The following is a 15,386-nucleotide window of genomic DNA, read 5'->3' as shown; positions in this document are numbered from 1 at the left end:
GACACGGCGCCCGGTTCCTTCCCGAGCGGAAACGGTTTAGGCCTGAGGCATGAAACTCGCCTCGCTCAAGCATGGCCGTGACGGCCGTCTCGTTGTCGTTTCCAGCGATCTCGCCTGGTTCACCGACGCCTTCCTGATCGCCCCCACCCTGCAGGCCGCCCTCGATGACTGGGACCGGGTCGAGCCCGACCTGCGCGCCCTGGCCGAGAGCCTCGAGCACGGCGGCGTGCCCCAGGGCCGCTTCCATGAGCGTGACGCGGCCTCGCCCCTGCCCCGCGCCTACCAATGGGCCGACGGCTCGGCCTATGTGAATCACGTCGAACTGGTCCGGAAGGCGCGCGGCGCCGAAATGCCCGAGAGCTTCTGGACCGACCCCCTGATGTATCAGGGCGGCTCGGACAGCTTCCTCAGCCCCCGCGATCCCATCCCGCTGGCGGACGAAAGCTGGGGCTGTGACCTGGAGGCGGAGATCGTCGTCGTCACCGGCGACGTGCCCCAGGGCGTCACCCGCGAAGAGGCGCTGGCTCACATCCGCCTGGTCGGGCTGGTCAACGACGTCAGCCTGCGCAACCTGATCCCGGCCGAACTGGGCAAGGGCTTCGGCTTCGTCCAGTCCAAGCCCGCCAGCGCCCTGTCGCCCGTTTTCGTCACCCCCGACGCGCTCGGCGATCGCTGGAAGGACGGCAAGCTGCACGGGACGCTGTCGGTCCAGCTGAACGGCGAGGATTTCGGCAAGGCCGACGCCGGCGTCGACATGACCTTCGACTTCGGGACCCTGATCGCCCACCTGGCCAGGACCCGCGCCCTGTGCGCCGGCACGGTCATCGGCTCGGGCACCGTCTCCAACCGCGACGCCGACGGCGGCCCGGGCAAGCCGGTCGCCGAGGGCGGCCTGGGCTATAGCTGCATCGCCGAGGTCCGCACGGTGGAGACCCTCCTCCGCGGCAAGCCCGAGACCGGCTTCCTGAAGCACGGCGACACCGTCCGCATCGAGATGCTGGACGACAAACACCACTCCATCTTCGGCGCCATCGAACAGACCGTCGGTCCGGTCGCGGGCTAGCAAGCCGCTTTACGCCTGCGCCGGACGGCGTAAGGTCCGCCCCGTTTCGCGTCCATGGGGGGACGCGGGCGGGGGACCATCCGGTGACGCAGCAACAGCTCATTCCATTGATCGCCATCGCGGTCGTGATCCTGCTTGTCGTCTTGCGCAATCGCAGGCCGCGCACCCTGCGCCCCGAGTTCATGTGGGTCATGCCGCTGATCGTGGTCGCGTCCATCGGCTTCGGCATCTGGGGCATCAGCATGGGCAGCCAGGGCCAGGCTCCGCTCGAACCCCTGTCGCTGCTGATCCTCGCCGTCGGCCTGGCGCTGGGCTGCGCCTTCGGCTGGCAGCGCGGCAAGATGACCACCATCCACAAGGAGGCCGACGGCACGCTGAAAGCCCAGGCCTCCCCCATCGGCATTCTGATCATCGTCGGCGTCCTGATCCTGCGCCGCACCTCGCAAGGCTATCTGGAAGACCACGCCGCCGACTGGCACGTGAACCCGCTCGCCATCCTTGAGGCCTTCATGCTGTTCGCCGCGGGCATGGTGGTGTTCCAGCGCATTGAGATGTGGATCCGCGCCAACCGCATCCGCCACGGCGAAACCGACGCCCACGCCGAGGTCGAGGCCTGATCCCGACCTCCTGATCCGGCTGACCGCTCCGGCGCCTCAGAATCCGATGGACGCTCGCCGCCGGGTCGATTAGGTCAACCGCTTCTTGCGGGCGTGGTGGAATTGGTAGACGCGCCGGACTCAAAATCCGGTTCCGAAAGGAGTGTCGGTTCGAGCCCGACCGCCCGCACCATCACAAAACTTGTGGCTTCCCGACGCCCTGAACGGCGGTCGCCCCGCGCTGCCGGGCAGACGACGGCGCCCCGATCCGCGGCCTAGCTGCGCGAACGGCCGGCGGCTTCGGCGTTGTGCACGACCGCATTGCGGTAGCGGACGTGTTCGCGGGCCGTCATGCAACGGGGCGCGTCCCAGGCGGGATCGGACGGTCGAACCGCCAGCGCCTCGCGCGCCGTGACGTACACCGGCGCGGCGCCGTGCTCACGGGTGTAGGCGCGGCGGGTCGCGGCGTCGGTTCCGCACACCAGCACCGCCCGGCCCGCGCTGGCGGCTGTCCGCCCTGGCTCACCGGCGCTTACGGGGCCTGCGGAAACACTCAGAATGGCGGCGGTGACGCCGAGGGACGCAACAAGAGCTCGCATTGTCGTTCTCCCAACCCGAAACAATCAGGGTGCGGAACGAATAATGCGCCAATCAGGGCGATTGTAAAGATTGTGCGACAGTCTGAAGTCTGAAATTTGACAGACGCGGCGGTCAGCGCCTGCAGTCGCTTCCCGACACGGCGCCTTCGGCATTCAGCGTCGCATCGGCGTTTTCGACGACGCCCAGGTCGCAAATCGCCAGCTGATGATCGCTCTCAAGCACCGCCAGCCACGAGAAAAGCGGCCCGGACTGCACGCTCGTGGCCTGAAAGCCCAGCCGTCCCGACGGGCTCATGGTCGTCACGACCGTGACGCCGGCGGCTTCCGCGGTGCGGCGAACCAGCGGCTCCAGACCCTCCGCCGGTCGCGCCGGTCCAGACCGCCGGGGGGTCAGGGTCACAGCGGCGACACGCACCGCGGCGAGATCGGCCTCGGCGACCGCGACCCGTTCGGCGGCGGCGTTGCGCCAATCGAGGAGCGGGCGAACCACACACAGCCATACCGCCGTGGCCGCGATCAAAGCCCACATGACAAGCAGCAGCCGGCGTTCGCGCAGGGTCCGGCCGGCCCACCACAGGTAGGCTGCATCCTTCAGACCGCTCATCGACGGGCTCCGATCGTGATGTCGCTGACAACCCGGCCCGCGTCGTCGAGGGTCGCCGTCTCGGTGACCGTCATGCCCAGATCGCCCATGACGCGGCTGACGCCCTGCATGTCGGTATAGTCCCGGTGGCTCACGGTGGCTTTCACGCCCTCCGGCCCGGCCAGGAGCATGTCCAGTTCGGCCCCCTCCACCGACTCGACCGCAGTGAACAGGGCGGCGGCTGCGGCGGTGGCGCCGCCCGGCGGCGGGGCCACGGCGGCGCGTCGTCGCAGCGCCGCGACCGGATCGGCTTCACGCGCCAGCGCCGGGTCCGTCCGCGCCACGACCGCCAGGGCGTCCGCCTCAAGGCGGCCGGCCTTCAGATCATCACGGGCGGCGGCGGCGACCGTCAGGATCAGCGGCGACAGGACCACGGCCACGGCGAGCGCCGCCGCGCGCCGCCAGCCCCGGGTCGCGGCCTGCTCCCGGTCGCCGCCCTGCAGCAGATTGACCAGAGGCGCGCGGGCGGCCGCGACAAGCGCGCGCTCGACGTTGCGCGGGTCCTCGACCGGAACAACGCGGCGCGCGCCGACGACCAGATCGACAAGATCGGGCTGCACCGTCGCAGCGAATCCCCGTCCGCGCAGTGTGACCCCCTCGCCGAAGGTCACGGCGCTGACGTCCGCCTCATCCTCGGGCTCGGCCACGGTCAGCATGTCGGGCAGCAGCACGTCCGCTCGCACGCCGAGGGCATCCAGATAATCGACCCAGGCCTCGAGCAGACCGCGGCTCACCACCGCGACGAGGCGCGGCTCCCCGGCGACCACGGGGCCCAGCGCTGTCGCCACCCGATCCGGCGCCGCCGCCAGTTCGTCGCGAAGACTCCACGCCGCAGCGGCCCGCACCTGGGCCGCGCTTCCGGCCGGCAGGTTCAGCCAGCGCACCATCACGTCCGCGCCCGGCGTCACCGCGACGGTGCGCATGGGCTCGGGCCGCTCGATGGCGTCGACGGTCAGCAGGCCGCGGTCCAGCACCCCTCCGTCGCCGGCGATGATCAGGTAGGGCGCGGACTGCCCCGCCAAGGCGGGGATCAGGATCAGTCGGGTCGGCTTCATTCGTCAGGAGTCCAGCGCTGGATGACGGTCCGCACGGGACCATCCTGGGAAGCGTGCAGCAGTGCGGTGCGGACGGCGCGGCCGCCGGCATAGTCCACATCGACACGCAGGTTGAAGTAGCGGGTGACGACGCCCGTCTGGCTCTCGGCCTCGGCGGGAACCTGTATCGCGGACAGCTTGGGCTGCGCCCAGAAGGCGGCCGTGTCGGGCCAGCCCGCGCGGGGGCGTCCGGCGATGACGGCGCGGGCGGTGTCACGCCCCAGCGCGCCACCGGTCAGCACGGTCAGCAACGGCGCCTGCTCCGGCGTCAGGGTGTTGACGTTGAGCATGGCCGGACGGCTCGTCGGGAGGGCGCAAACCCAAGGCCTCAGCCGGCGATAGAGGTCGGCGTCCATGCCCTTCACCGCCCGCAACTCACTCACCTCGGCCAGCATCACCCCGGCCGTGCGGTAGGGCGTCGCGAGACCGGCATAGGCGCCGTCCTCGGCCCCGAGCGGCAGGGCCACGCTGTCGGCGTCCAGCCAGTCGGTCAGGGCGTCGGTCACGGCCCGCATGCGGCTCTCCGGCGCGCCGACCGCCCGGCCCAGCGCGAGAAACTGCGCCGTGCCCGCCGGCCGCGCGATCAGATCCTCGCCGACACCCTCCACGAGGCTGTTCAGGTTGAAGCAGTTCTGGCCATCGGTGACGACGGCGGTGATCGAGCCCTCGTCGATCGGGAAGCTCATCGGTCGACCGTTCCACTGCGGCTCCAGCGGCGTCCGGCTCGGGCTCGCCTCGATCAGCCGCGCCACCTGACGACGCGCCAGCATCTCGGCGCCCGAGGCGTACCACTGGGCCTGCGTCTGGATCTCGACATTGGTGGCGCGGCGCACCGAGAAGCGCACGTCGTCCAGCACGGCGACCGCCACGACGGACATCACCGCCACCAGCAGCAGAACGGTCAGCAAGGCCATGCCCTCGCGGTCGCCCCTGCGCATCAGCCGCCCCCCACGAGGAACAGCTGCTCGACCGGCCCGTAGCCGTCGAGGGTCAGGCGCAGCCGCACCGCGTCGGGCAGCGGCCGCTCTGGCGTGGTGATGAAGGCGGGCGCCTCGGTCCCGTCACGCAGGAAGGAGACACTTGCCGCCTTCACGCCGCGGTACAGCACCTGCGGCGGGCCGGGGCGGGCGCCGTCCAGATGCGACGAGACGCGCCGCTCCAGTCGTCCGTCAACGACCCGGTACTCGACCCGCTGCAGCGAGGGCCGCCCCTGCTCCCCGGGATTGCTCCAGCCGGCGCGGGTCAGCACCAGCAGCGGATCGGCGGCGGTGGTCGGGCCGGACATCGGCAGCGGCAGGGGACGACCGGTCGGACCGCGCGAGCGGCGTGCGGCGGCCTGACCCAGATCGGCGCGAAGCAGGCTGCGCATCCTCTGCAGGTCCCCGGTCCGGTCCGAGGCGGCCTTCACGGCGAACCGGTTGTCGATCGACTGGCTCAGCACCATCGCGCCCGCCGCCGCGATGAGGGCGAAGATCAGCAGCGAGACCAGCACCTCGACCAGGGTGAATCCGGCGCGGGGGGCGCTCATGCCGCCCGCTCCCGGAACAGGGTGCGCTCCGCCGCCTGCCCCTCGTCCGTCAGCACCCGGATATGCACGCGCTGCAGGCCCGGATCGTCGGTCGCGGCGACCTCGCGTATCCAGCGCCACGAACGGCCCGAAAGGGTGACGCCGCCCGAGGTCTCGCCCTCGTCCAGCCGGGGAGCGATCATCGATTCCACGGCGACGTTCTCCGCCACCACGCCGCCGAGCGTGCGCGTCTCGACCCGCGCCGCCGACCGCGTGTTCTCGCCCGAGAGGTTGAGCAAGGCCATGGCGGCCAGGCTGAACACGGCCAGCGCCACCAGCAGTTCGATCAGGGTGAAGCCGCTGCGCTCAGCCATCGATGGCCACCTCGCCGGCGCCGTCGACGCTGATCCGGCTCTCATGGCCGTCGCGGGCCAGGGTCACGGTGGCGGGGTCGGCGACGCCCGTGGGGTCGAACACCACCCGCACGGGGTCCGACGTCGAGACGCCCTCGCTCCAGCTCTCGTCGCCGAACGGCCCCGCGCTCAGCGGCGCCCATTGCGCGCCGTCGAACGTCGCGAAGCCGTAGCCCTCCGCCGTGGTCGCGACGGCGACCGGGCGATTGGACAGGATCGCCTCCTCGCGCGCCCGGTCCAGACGCGCGGCGAAGCGTTCGGCGTCCTCGGCCACGGACGGCCGCGGATCGGGCGCGCCCAGCACCACGGCCCCCGCCGCCAGCCCGATGATCGCCACGGTCATGAGCAGCTCGACGAGGGTGAAGCCTTGCCGGTTCGCGCCCCGGCTACGCCTGCCAGTTGCCGAGGTCCGCATCATTGCCCTCGCCCCCTTCCTTGCCGTCGGCGCCGAAGGAGAAGATGTCGAACTGGCCGCCGTGCGCGCTCTGGCGGCGGTACTGGTAGGGGTTGCCCCAGGGATCTTCCGGCAGACGGCGAACATAGCCGCCCTGACGATAGCGCTCGGGCTGGGTCAGGCCGCCGGGCGCCGCGACCAGGGCCTGCAGCCCCTGCCCGTCGTCCGGGAAGACGAGGTTGTCGAGGCGATAGGTCTCGACCGCCTGCTCCAGGGTCGAGATATCGGCGCGCGCCTTGCCGACCATGGCCCGGTCCTGGCTCGGCAGGACGTTGATCGCGACCACCGTGGCCAGCAGGCCGATGATCACGATCACCACCATCAGCTCGACCAGGGTGAAGCCGCCCCTGTCGGCGGCCCCGCCTTGCGCGCGCCGCAGCGCGGCCCGGGCGCGGAGGTGAGCCTGTGCGCGCGCGCGCAGGCCCGGGATCATGCCCAGGCGGCGAGCGAGGGCTTGGCGAGCGTCAGGACCAGTAAACATGTTCACTCCGTCACCCCATGGCCAGGGTGTTGATCTGCAGAATGGGCAAAAGGATCGACAGCACGATCATCGCCACCACACCGCCCATGACGACGATGATGGCGGGCTCAAGCAGGCTGAGCATCACCGCTGTGAAGGTGGCGAACTCGCGCTCGAGATAGTCGGCGGCGCGCTCCAGCATCGGCTCCAGCCGGCCGGAACTCTCGCCGGAGGCGGTCATGTAGACGAGGATCGGGGGGAAGACGTCGGCGCGACGCATGGCGGCCGACAGGCCGCCGCCCTCGCGCACGGCGTCAGCCATGGCCTCGGTCGCCTTCCGCAGGGCGCGGTTGTGGACCGTCCGCGCCGTGATGGTCAGCCCTTCCAGAACGGGCAGGCCGGCGGCGATCATGGTCGACAGGGTGCGGGCCATCTTGGCCCCGTGCAGGTCCCGGGTCAGCCGCCCGATCAGGGGCAGGCGCAGCAGGGCCGTATCGGCCTTCAACCGCAGACCGGGATTGCGCAGCGCCGCCGCCCCGCCGACCGCCGCCAGCGCCACGAGCAGAAGCCCGAGCCAGCCCCAGTCGCGCATCAGGTCGGACACGCCGATGACCAGCCGGGTCAGCAGCGGCAGGGTCTGGTTCATGCTGTCGAACTGGTCGACCACCTTGGGCACGACGAACGTCATCAGGGCGCCGATGACGCCCAGCGCCACGATCGCCAGCACGATCGGATAGACCAGGGCGGTGACCACCTTGCCCTGCACCTGCTGGTCGCGCTCCAGCCCGTCGGCGAGGCGCAGCAGGATCGGCTCCAGCGCGCCGGACGCCTCGCCGGCCGCGACCATGGCCCGATACAGCGGCGGGAAGGCCTGCCCCTGCAGCGCCATCGCCTCGGACAGCCGGCGGCCCTCCAGCACCCCGGCGTGCACCCCTTCCAGCACCCGGCGCACGGCCGGACGGTCCGCCTGCAGGGCGATGGTGCGCAGCGCTTCCTCGATCGGCGCCACCGATACCAGTGTCGACAGCTGGCGCGTGGTCAGGGCCAGGGTCTTGGCGTTCAGCTTGCCGGCCTTGCCGACGGCGCGTTCCGACTTCGCCGCCGCCCCGCGCGCGGCGGTGATTTCCAGCGGCATCAATTTGCGCCGCCCCAGAACGGCGCGCGCCGCGCCCTCGTCGGCGGCGGTCAGGGCGCCGCTGACGGTCCGGCCGCCCGGGTCTACCGCCACATAGTCGAACGCCGCCATCAGACCGCCACCTGGGCGGACAGGACGGCCGGCGTCTCATGCGCCGCCGAGGTTTCCTGCCGCGTCACCCGCACGGCCTCCTCGACCGAGGTGACGCCCTCCAGCACCATGGCGCGGGCGCGCTGGCCCAGGGTGGAGCCGTGTTCGAACGCGACGTCGGCGATCGCCTCCTCCTCGGCCTCGGCGGCGATCAGCCGGCGGATGCGATCGTCGACGCGGATGACCTCGTACAGGCCGACCCGGCCCACATAGCCGGTCTGGTTGCAGTGGCCGCAGCCCTGGGGACGCCAGACCGTTGAGCCTGCGCCGATGCCGGCCAGCCGCGCCGTGGCGGCGTCCGCCGGTTCGGCGCGGCGGCAATGGCTGCACAGCCGGCGAACCAGACGCTGGGCCACAATCAGCCGCAGGGTCGAGGCCAGCAGAAAGGGCTCGACCCCCATGTCCCGCAGGCGGGTGATCGCGCCCGCCGCGTCATTGGTGTGCACCGTCGACAGCACGAGGTGGCCGGTCAGCGAGGCCTGCACGGCGATCCCGGCGGTCTCGACGTCCCGGATCTCGCCGACCATGACCACATCCGGATCCTGGCGCAGGATGGCGCGCAGGCCCGCCGCGAAGGTCATGCCGACCTTGGTGTTCACCTGGGTCTGGCCGACGCCGTCGATGGCGTATTCGACCGGGTCCTCGACGGTCAGGATGTTGCGCGTGGCGTCGTTCAGCAGGGACAGGCCGGCGTAGAGCGAGGTGGTCTTGCCCGAGCCCGTCGGCCCGGTGACCAGGATGATGCCGTTGGGCTCGCGCAGGGCTCCCCGGAAGGCCTCCAGGGCGTCGGGCGCCATGCCCAGCATCTCCAGCGTCAGACCGGCCTGATCCTTGTCCAGGATGCGCAGCACCACCCGCTCCCCGGCGCGCGACGGCAGGGTCGAGACGCGGACGTCCAGCGTCTTGCCGCCCAGCGCCAGCGGGATGCGCCCGTCCTGCGGAATGCGCTTCTCCGCGATGTCGAGGCGGGCCATGACCTTGATCCGCGACACCAGCAGCGGGGTGATCCGGGGGCTCAACGACAGGGCTTCGCGCAGCACGCCATCGATGCGCATGCGCACGATCAGGGCGGTCTCGTACGGCTCCAGGTGGATGTCGGACGCGCCGGTGCGCACGGCCTCGGCGATGACGCCGTTGATCAGGCGGATGACCGGGGCGTCGTCGGCGGTGTCCAGCAGGTCTGCGGCGGCCGGAATGTCGTCGATCAGGCCCTCAAGCCCGGCCGGCATGTCCAGGTCATCGCCGTCGGCGGCGTTCAGATGATCGCCGGCATAGACTTCCGACAGCTGGCGATCGAAGGCCGCCTGCCCCAGCCGCTCGATGCGGAGCGTCCGTCCGAGCACGCGGCGGGTCTCGACCAGCGCCATCGGGTCCGCACCCTCGCGCAGGCCGATCACCGCGATCTCGCCGGCGTCCAGCAGGATCACGCCGTGCCGCTTGGCGAAGCCATACGGTAGGGTCGGATTGATCAGGGTGATCACCGCCGGGTCACTCCTGCGAGGCCACGGGCGGCAGGGGCGAGATGACCACCTCGCCAGGGACCAGCGCCGGCGCCGGCGCGACCGGCGGCTGGGTGCGCATGTAGTCGCGCAGCATCTCATCGAGGCTGGGTTCGCGCGTCGGATCGTTGCGCAGTTGCTGGTCGCGCATATAGCCCCAGCGATCCGCGGTCAGCTGCTGGGCGTCGGCCGCCGAGCGGATGATGGTCGGGCGCAGGAAGACCATCAGATTGGTGCGACCGCGCTGGCGGCTGGTCGAGCGGAACAGGCCGCCGATCAACGGCATGTCCCCCAGGCCCGGGATCTTGTCGACCGCCAGCCGGTCGTTCTGGTCCAGCAGGCCGCCGGCCACGGCGATGTCGCCGTCGTCCACCACCAGGGTGGTTTCCAGCTCGCGCTTGTTCAGGACCAGATCGCTGGCCGAGTTTGTCAGGACGCCGTTGATGCTCGACACCTCTTGGCGCAGGTGCAGGGTGATGGAGCCGCCCGCGTTGATCTGCGGTCGCACCACCAGCTTGACGCCGATGTCCTGGCGCTGCGTCGTCCGGAACGGGTTGGAGTTGCCGTCCAGCAGGGTCTCGCCTGTGGTGATGGGCACCTCCTGACCGACGAGGATGGTCGCCTCCTCATTGTCGAGGGTCATCAGCGAGGGGGTCTGCAGCAGGTTGGACCCGGCGTCCGACTTGGCCGCGTTGATGATGAAGCCGAACAGGCCGTTGCCGATCGTGCCGCCCCCGCCGCCGACGAAGCCGTTGGCGCCCAGCAGGGTGTTCAGGGCCAGGTTCTGCAGCTGTTCACGCAACGGATCATCGTCGTCCAGCTGACCCGCGGCGGCTCCGCCGGCGATGGGCAGCAGGGGCACGGCGCTGTCGCTGTAGTTGGTCAGGCCGATGGGATTGCCGTCCTGTCCGGCGATCAGCCACTGCACGCCCAGTTCGCGGACGGCGGTGTCGCTCAGCTCGACCACAATGGCCTCGATCAGGACCTGCTGACGGCGCTGATCGAGCTGGCGAATGACCTCGGCCAGCATCCGCTGGGTGTCCGCGGAGGCCGAGATGACCAGGGCGTTGGCGCCGGGGAAACGGGCGATGGTGGCGCGCTGGCCCGGCGCGGCGGGCGCGACCGGCGCGGCGGCCACCGGGGCGGTCGCCCCGTCAGCGCCGGCGGTGGGAACGGCATTGGCCTGGGCCGCCGTGATCGGCTGGCCGACGATCTGCTGCAGCACCGGCAGCAGCTGTTCGGCATTGGCGTGCTGCAGGAAGATGACCTTGATGTCGTCTGCCGACTCGGCCCGGCGATCCAGGTCCTCGACCAGCGGGCGAACCCGGGCGACGGCGGCGGGGTCCCCGCGCAGGACCAGGGAGTTGGAGCTGTCGACCGGCGTCACCGACACCATCCCCTGTCCGGCCTGCCCGCCCGGAGGGGCCAGGACCGACTGCAGGACGGCCGCGATCTCGCGCGCCGAGGAGTTCTCCAGCGTGATCACCTCGAAGCTGGCGCGATCCACGTCGATCCGGGCGATCAGGGCGCGGATACGGGTCAGGTTGTCGGCGAAGTCGGCGACCACGACGCTGTTGCCGGCGGGATTGGCCAGCACCTGCCCTTGGGCTCCGACCAGGGGGCGAATGGTCTCGGCGGCCGAGGCGGCGTCGATATTGCGCAGCTGGAAGACCTCGGTGGAGAACCGTTCGGAGCCCACGGTGGCCGGTCCCTGCGCCGCGCCTTGCGCCGGGCTGATGCGATAGGCGCCGGACCCCGTCCGGGTCACCACCAGGCCGTTGGCGCGCAGGGTCGACAGGAAGACCTCGAACAGTTCCGACCGCGACAGGGCGCGCTCGCTGGTCACGGTCACCGTGCCGCTGACGGCGGGATCGACGATGAAGGTGCGGCCCGTCATGCGGGCCACGTCCTGGATGAAGGCGCGGATGTCGGCGCCCTGCACGTTCAGGGTCTGGCGCGTGGCGGCCTGGGCCATGGCGGGCTCGGCGGCCAGCGGCCCCTGGGCGATCATCAGCCCGGCCAGCACGGCGCAGACGGCGTTTCGGCTCATGCGGTTCACCGGGCGGTCCTTATGGTGATCGTGCGCACCTGGCCGCCGCGCTCGTAGCGGATTTCGGCCGAGGGGCTGTTGGCGAGGTCGCGGCGCAGGGCCGAGATACGGTCCAGGCTGTTCAGCTCGGTCCCGTTGACGGCGAGGATGACATCGCCGGATTGAAGGCCGGCGGCGCGCACGGCGGCGCCGTCGCCCGTCGCGGAGACGGTGAAGCCATTGACGCCCAGTCCCCGCATCCGGGGGCGCAGCGAGGCCTGGGCCATCAGCCGGGCCGGATCGACCACGACGGCCTGGGCCGAGGCCGGCGCCGCGGCGGGGGCCGGAGGGGCGACGACCTGGGGCGTGGCGGGCGGCGGGGGCGGAGCCGCGGCGCCGACCGGCGTGTCGGCGAAGATCAGGCGGCTCAGGGAGCCGCCGCGCGACAGGATGACATGATCCTCACCCACCGACTGCAGGATCAGGCCGGGCTCGACCGCCTCGCCGGCCCCGACCGAGACCTGGCGACCGTCCGCCAGACCAATGATGGCCGAGCCGCCGCCGGCCCCGTCGGCGCGAACGCCGAACAGACGCATCTGGCTGCTGCCCGTGGCCGTGTCTTCCGCCATGCTGGACTGGCCGCCGGTCCGGAAGAAGGCGTCGAACCGCTGGAAGATGGAGGTGTCCACGGGACGGGGCGTGGCCGGCGCGTCCACGGTGGCGACGGGAGACGTCGGGGCGGCGAACAGCCACACCAGACGCCCGGTCTGCACCAGCAGCACGGCCACCAGCACGCCTTCAGCGAAGGGCCGCAGCCGGCCCGGACGCGCCGCCACATCCTGCGCGAAGGCGCGGGCGGAGGTGCTCCAGTGGCGAAGGACAGCGATCACGAGAGGGACGCCCGGCACGGGCCCCGACGGCCCGAAGCGTTCCTAGACCAATCGTCCGGGTTCGGGCTTCACGGCCCCATGACGGCGCCGCGAACTTGCCGTGACGGTTAGACCGCCAACGGACGAAGCGTCATCGAAAAGGTACAAACGAAAAGGGCCGACTCCGGATGGAATCGGCCCTCTGTCGCTGGATCAGAAGCGGGCGGTCAGGCTGACCGAGCCGCTCGTGCCCAGTTCATAACCGTTGATGATCACCCGATTTCCGAGCTCCTGGTATTCGAGGAATTCCTCGCCCAGCAGATTGCGGAACTCGAACGCGACACCGTATTCGCGACCGGCGTAGTCGAAGTCCTTGCGGAAGACGAAGTCCAGCTGAAGGCCCGGCTCCTGGATCAGGTCGGGTTCGCCCGGACGGCCGCGCGCCGAGGTGCGCTCAGAGACGTAGTTGGCGATCAGGGTCGCCTGCGACCGCGCCGTGTCGTCTTCCCAACCCAGTTGCAGGTTGGCGACGTGCTCGGACTGGCCTTGCAGGCGGCTGCCGTCGACCACGTAGAACGAGGCCGGTTGGGCGACGCCCAGGCTGTTCTGGGTGATGACGGTGTCGCCCGCGTCCACGTTCACTTCGGATTTCGAATAGGTGTAGTTGGCCTGGACCAGCCAGCGCTTGTTGGCGATGAAGTCCATGTCCGAGGCGAACTCGAGATATTTCTTCACCTCAAGCTCGGCGCCCATGATCGTGGCGTTGGGCGCGTTCAGGAAGGTCTGCGAGATCGACGAGCCCTGGTCGACGACGCTCGACTCGATGGGCTTGTCCAGGTCCTTGTAGAACAGGCCGGCGGTCACATACTGCTCGCGGGCGAAGTACCATTCCCAGCGCGCGTCGACGTTCATGATCTCGGTGTCGACGAGGTAGGGGTTGCCGATGAAGGTCCGGTCGCTTTCGACGTCCGTGTACTGCTGCGGGGCCAGTTCGCGGAACTGCGGACGACCGATCGTCTTGGACGCGCCAAAACGAAGCTGCATGTCCTCGGCGAAATTCCAGGTCAGGGTCCCGGCCGGCAGGACGTACTCCTCCTCGATCTCGGTCGGCAGGAAGCCGGTCGAGCCGCCGAACAGGTCGCGCGGGACCACGGTCTGCTCGCCCTGCTCCAGGCGCACGCCGAGGTTCAGGTTCACCAGCGGAATGACCTCCGCCGCGACCTGGGCGTAGGCGGCCTTGACCGTCAGCTGGCCGTCGAAGGCGGCGGCGCCGTTGCTGCCCGTGATTTCCTCGATCTGCAGATACGGCCCGATGTTGATGTCGGAGAACAGGAAGTCGACGCGCGACTCCAGCTGGTCCGGCGACAGGCCGTTCGGGGCGATGAAGCGCAGGGTGCGCTGCTCGGATTCACGATTGTTGTCCGAATAGGCGACGCCGAACGAGAACACGGCTTCGCGGCTGTCGGACAGCGGCAGGGTGTAGTGCACGTCCGCCCCGCCCGAGACGATGTCGTCGTCCAGGGTGCTGAACGAGGTCGCATTGGTCTCGATGTCGTGGATCCAGTCGCCGGCCACGTTCTGGCCGTAGCCGAAGCGGCTCTCGTAGGGGGCGTCGCGCGACGTCCGGGCATAGGCCGCCCGCCAGTCGAACGCCCATTCGCCGGTCGCGCCGAAGGTGTGCTCCCCGGCCAGCTGGCTCGAGAACAGCTGGCGGACGAACCACTCGGTGTAGTCCGTGCGGCGCTGGCCGCCCGACGCGTCGTCGAAGCCGGCTTCGCTGCGGGCTTCCTTGGTCACGTTGCGGACGTAGAGGTTGGTCCACTTCAGGGTGTTGGTGTCGCTGGTCAGGCTGATCGCGCCCAGGAAGTTCAGCGTCAGGTCGTTCTGGTTGGACTCGAAGCCATAGTCGTTGGCCGTGACCAGGGCGCCGCTGTCGATGCGGCCGGTCTGGCGCACGCCGTTGCGGCCTTCCCAGCTGTTGTCATACGAGGCCACGAAGACCCCGCCCAGGGTCCCCATGCCGGTTTCCATGTTCGTGCCGCCGGTGAAGCGCAGGCCGAAATTGGCCGGCGTGGTCTCCCGCTGCAGCAGGCGCAGGGGCGCATTGACCAGCGACTGGCCCATCAGGCGCAGCTCGGCCGCGGTATAGTTGCCCGCCGAAATGCGCTGGCCGCTGCTGAACGCCAGCGAGATCGGGACGGGGACGTCCCGGGTGCCGTCGTCGAAGCCGGTGAAGTCGGTGCGCGAGCCGTAATAGATCAGCCCGTCCTTGTTCGACGTCTCCGTATTGCCGCTGACCGAGGCCTGCATGCTGAAGAAGGGCTCGGCCGGGGTGTTGATGGTCTGCAGGTCGACGACGCCGCCGCCGAACTCGCCGGGGAAGGAGACCGAATAGGTCTTCTGCACCGTCAGGCCCGCCAGCACTTCGGCCGGGAAGAGGTCCAGCGGCACCACGCGTTGCAGCGGCTCGGGGCTCGGCAGGGGCGAACCGTTCAGCAGCGCCGACGAATAGCGCTCGCCCAGACCGCGCACATAGATGAAGCGGCCTTCCACGACCGAGAGGCCCGTGACGCGGGCCAGGGCGCCCGCCGCGTCGGCGTCGCCGGTGCGTTGCAGGTCCTCGGCGGTCACGAAGGCGGCCACCTCCGGGCTTTCCCGGTTCGGCTGCGGAATATAGCGGCCCAGAACGACGACCTCGCCCAGGTTGGTGTCCTGGTCGATGGGCGGGACGGCCTGTGCGGCCGGGGTCTGGGTGGTCGGCGCGCCCTGGGCCAGGGCGACACCCGGCGCGACCAGAGCGGTGGTGGCGAGCAGCAGCCCGCCAAGGGTCATTTTCACGGTCTTCACGGTCAGCGCCTCGAAGGAATCAACGGAA

At 70.4% G+C, this 15,386-nt stretch carries 15 protein-coding genes and 1 tRNA gene; 3 read left to right on the top strand and 13 right to left on the bottom strand.

Translation table 11 applies throughout. The features are described 5' to 3' along the window. Positions 1-49: 49 nt before the first annotated feature. The 3 genes from ACW174_RS08740 (at position 50) to ACW174_RS08730 (ending at position 1,852) form a co-directional block, all read left to right on the top strand. Positions 50-1,063, top strand: a complete 1,014-nt coding sequence (locus tag ACW174_RS08740) for a fumarylacetoacetate hydrolase family protein (protein WP_492014040.1) — start codon at positions 50-52, stop codon at positions 1,061-1,063. An 83-nt stretch (positions 1,064-1,146) separates the two neighbouring features. Continuing rightward, positions 1,147-1,680 carry a CcdC protein domain-containing protein gene (locus ACW174_RS08735; protein WP_492014039.1) on the top strand — a complete coding sequence of 178 codons (534 nt, stop codon included), beginning with the start codon at positions 1,147-1,149 and terminating at the stop codon, positions 1,678-1,680. Between the two features lie 87 nt (positions 1,681-1,767). After that, positions 1,768-1,852, top strand: a tRNA-Leu gene (locus ACW174_RS08730). An 82-nt stretch (positions 1,853-1,934) separates the two neighbouring features. On the opposite strand, the gene ACW174_RS08725 is transcribed toward ACW174_RS08730, so the two are convergent. The 13 genes from ACW174_RS08725 to ACW174_RS08665 form a co-directional block, all read right to left on the bottom strand. After that, positions 1,935-2,258, bottom strand: a complete 324-nt coding sequence (locus ACW174_RS08725; protein WP_492014038.1) for a hypothetical protein — start codon at positions 2,256-2,258, stop codon at positions 1,935-1,937. Between the two features lie 112 nt (positions 2,259-2,370). Then, positions 2,371-2,862, bottom strand: coding sequence for a type II secretion system protein M (locus tag ACW174_RS08720; RefSeq protein WP_492014037.1), 492 nt, complete (start codon positions 2,860-2,862; stop codon positions 2,371-2,373). After that, positions 2,859-3,956 (bottom strand): type II secretion system protein GspL, encoded by a 1,098-nt coding sequence (gene gspL, locus ACW174_RS08715; RefSeq protein WP_492014036.1) that lies wholly within the window; start codon positions 3,954-3,956, stop codon positions 2,859-2,861. The genes ACW174_RS08720 and gspL overlap by 4 nt, the downstream gene beginning before the upstream one ends. Next, entirely contained in the window at positions 3,953-4,933 is a 981-nt protein-coding gene (gene gspK, locus ACW174_RS08710) for a type II secretion system minor pseudopilin GspK (protein ID WP_492014035.1), read from the bottom strand. The genes gspL and gspK overlap by 4 nt, the downstream gene beginning before the upstream one ends. Then, a complete protein-coding gene (gene gspJ / locus ACW174_RS08705; protein ID WP_492014034.1) occupies positions 4,933-5,523 on the bottom strand; it encodes a type II secretion system minor pseudopilin GspJ in 591 nt (196 codons plus the stop codon). The genes gspK and gspJ overlap by 1 nt, the downstream gene beginning before the upstream one ends. Next, positions 5,520-5,876, bottom strand: a complete 357-nt coding sequence (gene gspI / locus ACW174_RS08700) for a type II secretion system minor pseudopilin GspI (protein WP_492014033.1) — start codon at positions 5,874-5,876, stop codon at positions 5,520-5,522. Before gspI ends, gspJ begins: the two co-directional genes overlap by 4 nt. Then, positions 5,869-6,258, bottom strand: coding sequence for a GspH/FimT family pseudopilin (locus ACW174_RS08695; RefSeq protein WP_492014032.1), 390 nt, complete (start codon positions 6,256-6,258; stop codon positions 5,869-5,871). Before ACW174_RS08695 ends, gspI begins: the two co-directional genes overlap by 8 nt. A 43-nt stretch (positions 6,259-6,301) precedes the next feature. Continuing rightward, a complete protein-coding gene (gspG, locus tag ACW174_RS08690) occupies positions 6,302-6,850 on the bottom strand; it encodes a type II secretion system major pseudopilin GspG (protein ID WP_492014031.1) in 549 nt (182 codons plus the stop codon). Between the two features lie 10 nt (positions 6,851-6,860). Beyond that, on the bottom strand, positions 6,861-8,075 hold the full coding sequence (gene gspF, locus ACW174_RS08685) for a type II secretion system inner membrane protein GspF (protein WP_492014030.1): 1,215 nt from the start codon (positions 8,073-8,075) through the stop codon (positions 6,861-6,863). Continuing rightward, positions 8,075-9,595, bottom strand: coding sequence for a type II secretion system ATPase GspE (gspE, locus tag ACW174_RS08680; protein WP_492014029.1), 1,521 nt, complete (start codon positions 9,593-9,595; stop codon positions 8,075-8,077). The genes gspF and gspE overlap by 1 nt, the downstream gene beginning before the upstream one ends. 7 nt (positions 9,596-9,602) lie before the next feature. Beyond that, the gene (gene gspD, locus ACW174_RS08675) at positions 9,603-11,663 is read right to left on the bottom strand and encodes a type II secretion system secretin GspD (protein ID WP_492014028.1); all 2,061 of its coding nucleotides are present in this window, start codon (positions 11,661-11,663) and stop codon (positions 9,603-9,605) included. 5 nt (positions 11,664-11,668) lie between these two features. Further along, positions 11,669-12,532, bottom strand: a complete 864-nt coding sequence (locus ACW174_RS08670) for a type II secretion system protein N (protein WP_492014027.1) — start codon at positions 12,530-12,532, stop codon at positions 11,669-11,671. Positions 12,533-12,724: 192 nt separating this feature from the next. Next, entirely contained in the window at positions 12,725-15,358 is a 2,634-nt protein-coding gene (locus ACW174_RS08665; RefSeq protein WP_492014026.1) for a TonB-dependent receptor domain-containing protein, read from the bottom strand. Positions 15,359-15,386: the final 28 nt, after the last annotated feature.

Source organism: Brevundimonas sp. AVps31, from assembly GCF_058681355.1.
This window is presented reverse-complemented; position numbering and strand designations above follow the sequence as displayed.

Excerpts from the sequence above, each read along its gene's own strand:
- gspI (WP_492014033.1), bottom strand. The coding sequence starts at position 5,876 with ATGGCTGAGCGCAGCGGCTTCACCCTGATCGAACTGCTGGTGGCGCTG.
- ACW174_RS08695 (WP_492014032.1), bottom strand. The coding sequence starts at position 6,258 with ATGACCGTGGCGATCATCGGGCTGGCGGCGGGGGCCGTGGTGCTGGGC.
- ACW174_RS08740 (WP_492014040.1), top strand. The coding sequence starts at position 50 with ATGAAACTCGCCTCGCTCAAGCATGGCCGTGACGGCCGTCTCGTTGTC.
- gspL (WP_492014036.1), bottom strand. The coding sequence starts at position 3,956 with ATGAAGCCGACCCGACTGATCCTGATCCCCGCCTTGGCGGGGCAGTCC.
- ACW174_RS08725 (WP_492014038.1), bottom strand. The coding sequence starts at position 2,258 with ATGCGAGCTCTTGTTGCGTCCCTCGGCGTCACCGCCGCCATTCTGAGT.
- gspF (WP_492014030.1), bottom strand. The coding sequence starts at position 8,075 with ATGGCGGCGTTCGACTATGTGGCGGTAGACCCGGGCGGCCGGACCGTC.
- gspK (WP_492014035.1), bottom strand. The coding sequence starts at position 4,933 with ATGCGCAGGGGCGACCGCGAGGGCATGGCCTTGCTGACCGTTCTGCTG.
- gspD (WP_492014028.1), bottom strand. The coding sequence starts at position 11,663 with ATGAGCCGAAACGCCGTCTGCGCCGTGCTGGCCGGGCTGATGATCGCC.
- gspG (WP_492014031.1), bottom strand. The coding sequence starts at position 6,850 with ATGTTTACTGGTCCTGACGCTCGCCAAGCCCTCGCTCGCCGCCTGGGC.
- gspJ (WP_492014034.1), bottom strand. The coding sequence starts at position 5,523 with ATGAGCGCCCCCCGCGCCGGATTCACCCTGGTCGAGGTGCTGGTCTCG.
- ACW174_RS08720 (WP_492014037.1), bottom strand. The coding sequence starts at position 2,862 with ATGAGCGGTCTGAAGGATGCAGCCTACCTGTGGTGGGCCGGCCGGACC.